Here is a 4,244-nt window from a genome sequence, read left to right as displayed (position 1 = left end):
CCCAAATCTGGGAGAAGGGGAGCCAGAATTTTAAAGTCCCTCTCCCATATCTGGGAGAGGGATTTAGGGTGAGGGCAAAAACTACGGTTCTCAACTTAGATGAGGTTTAGATTCAGAAAGATGGATATTATCAGGACTTACGCAAACAATAGCTGAAAAGAATGATTTTTAGGTAGGGGCAATTCATGAATTGCCCCTACAGCGTATAGTTTTGCGTAAGTCCTAATTATTTCTGTACAAAGGTAGGCAATAACAACTGATAAATTTGATAAGTTAGGCTAGGTAAAAATTGCCTAGCCTAACTTATCAAGGAATTGCTGATGAATTATCAGAAACTAGATGCCGCACTTGCTACAGCGCTGAATGACGTTCAAGATTCAGAAGAGGCGAGTTTGGCGGTTTTCATCCATACTGAACCAGTTTTAGACTCTGCTGCAATTGCTGTTTTAGAAAGTTTCGGCGTGAGTGGTGTTATTAGTAGCAAAGATATTTTCACGGCGACACTGTCAGCAAATGCCATTTCCCAGTTGTCAGAGCAACCTTGGGTGATCACTCTGAAGCGATCGCAGCAATTGCGTTTGGTTCATAAGATCATAAATACAGGGAAGTTGGATGCTTAATGGGCATTACCTACCCCAAATTTAAGTGTTACCTCATCAATTTCAGCAGTATTAAAGTCTTTAAAAGCACTAAGAGCATAGCGATCGCCCCTCATGACTCATCCCAATTAATACAAGTGTTCTATTTTTCTACTTATCAGCCGCACCATCCATACACTACCAGCATTCTCTAAAATTCATCCCTAAGAATCATCTGCCCCCCCTTACCAGCTGCCCCATACAGTCCTAAACTGAAGATGAGAGTTGAAAGGCAGTCGGGAGAAATTTTGTGAAGAAAGTATTATCAATCATCCTTGGTGGTGGCGCGGGTACTCGGCTTTACCCACTAACCAAACTACGTGCTAAACCAGCAGTACCAGTGGCGGGGAAGTATCGCCTAATCGATATCCCTGTTAGTAACTGCATAAATTCTGAAATATTCAAAATCTACGTCCTGACACAATTCAACTCAGCTTCTCTGAATCGCCACATCGCCCGCACTTACAATTTTAGTGGCTTCAGCGAAGGCTTTGTGGAAGTGCTAGCCGCACAGCAAACGTTAGAAAACCCCAACTGGTTCCAAGGTACAGCCGATGCTGTGCGTCAGTATCTATGGCTGTTGGAAGAATGGAATGCAGAGGAATATCTGATCCTCTCAGGAGATCACCTCTACCGCATGGATTACCGTCTGTTTATCCAGCGCCATAGAGAAACGGGGGCTGATATTACTCTCTCAGTCATTCCCATCGATGAGCGCCGCGCCTCAGATTTTGGTTTAATGAAAATTGACGATTCTGGTAGGGTTATTGACTTTAGCGAAAAACCCAAAGGCGAAGCCTTAACTAAAATGCGTGTTGATACCAGTATTCTGGGATTGACAAAAGAACAAGCCGAATTACAGCCTTACATCGCCTCAATGGGGATTTATGTCTTTAAAAGAGATGTTTTGATCAAGTTGTTGAAAGAATCTATAGAACGGACGGATTTTGGCAAAGAAATTATTCCTGATGCTTCTAAGGATTACAACGTTCAAGCTTATCTATTTGATGACTACTGGGAAGATATTGGAACAATTGAAGCATTTTATCATGCTAACTTAGCACTAACTAAGCAACCCCAGCCACCCTTTAGTTTCTACGAGGAAGAAGCGCCAATTTATACCCGCGCTCGTTACTTACCTCCGACTAAACTTTTAGACTGCCACATCGCCGAATCAATTATCGGCGAAGGTTGTATTCTGAAAAATTGTCGCATTAAACATTCAGTAGTAGGAGTGCGATCGCGGATTGAATCTGGCTGCGTCATCGAAGAATCTCTGCTCATGGGTGCAGATTTTTACCAAGCTTCTGTAGAACGCCAAGGTATCTCAGTAAAAGATGACAATACTGTAGGCATCGGTGCTGACACGCTGATTCGTGGTGCGATCATTGATAAAAATGCCAGCATCGGTCACGATGTGAAAATTATCAATAAAGATAACGTGCAAGAAGCTGACCGCGAAGCTCAAGGTTTCTACATCCGCAGTGGTATTGTCGTCGTCCTGAAAAATGCTGTAATTCCCGATGGAACGATCATTTAGTCATTAGTCATTAGTCATTGGTTAATAGTTACAAGTAACAAAGGACAAATGACTAAACTCATTTTACTAATTGGTCTTCCGGGTAGCGGTAAGTCAACTTTGGCAAAACAATTACTGGCAGAATGCCCCCAGATGTCGCTGATTTCTACAGATGCCATCCGGGGGCAATTGTTCGGTTCCCAAGCCATTCAGGGGTCGTGGCTGCTGATTTGGCACGAAATTGAGCGGCAATTTCAGCAAGCTATTTCTACAGGTAATACAGCAATTTTCGATGCCACTAATGCCCAGCGCCGCCATCGTCGTGAAGTGATTGCTTTAGCCCGTAACCTGGGCTTTACCCACATTAGGGGAATTTGGGTAGATACGCCAGTCTGGTTGTGTTTAGCACAGAATAAAAAGCGATCGCGTCAGGTTTCAGAAGAAATTATTTTGCGGATGCACCGCCAACTCCGGGATGCTCCCCCAAGCCTGGAAGACGGACTAGACAACCTGATCCGCAGATCAGAAAAATCGGAGTACGGAAATTGCGATCGCTGGGTGAGCAAGAACCACACTTGATTTTCTATATTGTTTGTTAATTTAAAATCAGATTCCTTTTGCTTGGCACTATACCAGGCAAACTAAACATCTCTCATCTTAAAAAAAAACATAACGGGAATTTATATAGGAGGCTAGTAGATGGCTGCAACCGACTTCAAAGACTATTACGCTATTTTGGGAGTTAGTAAGACTGCCACTCCAGAGGAAATTAAACAAGCCTTTCGGAAACTAGCCCGCAAATATCACCCTGATGTTAATCCAGACAACAAACAGGCAGAGGCACGCTTCAAAGAAGTTAGTGAAGCTTACGAAGTTGTGTCAGATGCAGATAAACGCAAAAAGTACGACCAATTCGGTCAATATTGGAAACAGGCTGGTGAAGGTTTCCCATCCGGCGGTGTTGGTGCCGATATGGGTAACTTTGACTTCAGTCAATACGGCAATTTTGATGAATTCATCAATGAGTTGCTAGGACGCTTTGGTGGTGCTACCCCTCGTGGTGGGCGACAAAATTACTCTTATCGCTCTTCTACAGGTGCGCCAAGTGGTTTTGGTGGCTTTAACGATTTTGGCTTTCAAGATGCAGGTGCGGGTGCTATCCAGGATAGTGAAGCTGTGATCGCTCTAACTTTTGGTGAAGCGTTTAATGGTGTGCAAAAGCGCTTCAGTTTAGGTAACGAAACAATAGATGTCCGCATCCCATCTGGCTCTAAAACTGGTACTCGCCTGCGTGTGCGCGGCAAAGGTCAAATCAACCCGATGACTCAACAACGGGGAGATTTATACTTAAAAGTCGAACTTCAGCCGCACTCGTTCTTCCAAATGGAAGGGGATAATCTGGTTTGCGAAGTGGCAATTACACCAGATGAAGCTACTTTGGGAGCGTCTATTGATGTACCAACTCCTGATGGTTCAGTTAATGTTAAGCTGCCTGCGGGGGTACGTTCTGGTCAATCCTTGCGTTTACGTGGCAAAGGTTGGCCTCTCGGCAAGGGTGGACGCGGCGATCAGTTGGTGAAGGTGGCGATCGTGCCACCAAAAGACCTCAGCCAACAAGAGCGGGAATATTATGAAAAAATCCGGGCTATACGTACTTATAATCCCCGTAGTCATTTGCAACAAGTCAGGCTGTAAATATTTTTGATTCTAGAGACGTGAAGTTTCGCGTCTCTAAATTAATTAGGTATGAATTTACTGTGCCATTCTCGCCAGCAGGATGGGCTTGAACGCTTCTATAGCCTCGGGTATAGCCTTGGTAGCTTGCCACGTTGGACGTGCTACCAAGCGATCGCACCAAGCATTTAATTTGGGATACTCACTTAAGGAAATGCCTACTCTCGGCAACCGCATTACTACAGTTCCAGCCACAACTTCAGCTAGAGTTAGGTTTTCACTACCAAAGTAAGGACGATTATCATTTTATCTCTACTAAATGAACTACCTCTAGCTAGCTTCGCTTGAGCTAGAGGTTTCTACATCCTCTAGCCTGTCTTTAGCGAAATTACTTTGAGATTTTTGACGCTTCA

General features: G+C 44.0%; 4 protein-coding genes and 1 pseudogene. 4 read left to right on the top strand and 1 reads right to left on the bottom strand.

Going from position 1 to position 4,244, the window contains the following annotated elements:
• Positions 1-320: 320 nt before the first annotated feature.
• The 4 genes from ACYTXL_RS08545 to ACYTXL_RS08530 all read left to right on the top strand — a co-directional run bounded on the left by ACYTXL_RS08545 (position 321) and on the right by ACYTXL_RS08530 (position 3,852).
• Complete coding sequence (locus ACYTXL_RS08545) at positions 321-620, top strand: hypothetical protein (protein WP_461924336.1); 300 nt, start codon at positions 321-323, stop codon at positions 618-620.
• A 268-nt stretch (positions 621-888) separates the two neighbouring features.
• The gene (locus ACYTXL_RS08540; RefSeq protein ID WP_461924335.1) at positions 889-2,178 is read left to right on the top strand and encodes a glucose-1-phosphate adenylyltransferase; all 1,290 of its coding nucleotides are present in this window, start codon (positions 889-891) and stop codon (positions 2,176-2,178) included.
• 48 nt (positions 2,179-2,226) lie between these two features.
• The gene (locus tag ACYTXL_RS08535; RefSeq protein ID WP_461924334.1) at positions 2,227-2,736 is read left to right on the top strand and encodes an AAA family ATPase; all 510 of its coding nucleotides are present in this window, start codon (positions 2,227-2,229) and stop codon (positions 2,734-2,736) included.
• A gap of 120 nt (positions 2,737-2,856) precedes the next feature.
• Entirely contained in the window at positions 2,857-3,852 is a 996-nt protein-coding gene (locus ACYTXL_RS08530) for a DnaJ C-terminal domain-containing protein (protein ID WP_461924333.1), read from the top strand.
• A 57-nt stretch (positions 3,853-3,909) separates the two neighbouring features.
• On the opposite strand, the pseudogene ACYTXL_RS08525 reads toward ACYTXL_RS08530, so the two are convergent.
• Positions 3,910-4,119, bottom strand: a pseudogene (locus ACYTXL_RS08525) (glutathione binding-like protein); the annotation flags it as partial.
• Between the last annotated feature and the right edge of the window lie 125 nt (positions 4,120-4,244).

This window comes from Nostoc sp. (assembly GCF_054880495.1).
This window is presented reverse-complemented; position numbering and strand designations above follow the sequence as displayed.